The organism is Streptomyces sp. H27-D2 (assembly GCF_035828615.1).
GTDB lineage: Bacteria > Actinomycetota > Actinomycetes > Streptomycetales > Streptomycetaceae > Streptomyces.
The window spans coordinates 1-543 of record NZ_JAYMZR010000239.1; the positions used below are offsets into that span (position 1 = coordinate 1).

The following is a 543-nucleotide window of genomic DNA, read 5'->3' on the forward strand; positions in this document are numbered from 1 at the left end:
GCTGCTCCAGCTCCACAAGGGGGAAGTCGGAAGGCGTGTGCCCCCCGCTGCCGGGGCGGGAGGCGTGAGCCGCGAATCCGGCCAGCATCGCCGCCCAGCCATCGAGCAGGGCCTGCACCTCCGCCTCGTCCAGAATCCGCTCCGGCCAGGCCAGGCTCAGCGTCAGCTCCGGCCCCCCGGGCACGTCGTGGACCATACCCAGAACCTCCAGGGCATGCATCACCGGCGCCCGACCATTGGCGCCCTTGCCAAAGCCGTCCTGGGTCAGCTGCCACTCCCCACCCCGGCCACTGAACCGCCCCAGGTAGTTGAAGCCGATCTGCGCGGACGGCAGACCCGCCAACACGGCACCGGTCTCGGGGTTGAGGTAGCGCAGCATGCCGTAACCGAGCCCGTCCCCCGGGACCGCCCGCAGCTGCTCCTTGACCCGCTTCACCACCCGCCCCGCAGCCGCACCCCCCGCCCGCACCTCGCCGATGTCGGCCGGTCCGGCATCGAGGCGGACCGGATGCACGCTGGTGAACCAGCCCACCGTGCGGGAAA

At 72.0% G+C, this 543-nt stretch carries 1 protein-coding gene; it reads right to left on the minus strand.

Annotated features, from left to right (window positions below; translation table 11 throughout):
- On the minus strand, nt 1-543 hold a 543-nt coding region (locus QMK28_RS34095), incomplete at both ends, for a condensation domain-containing protein (RefSeq protein ID WP_326443576.1).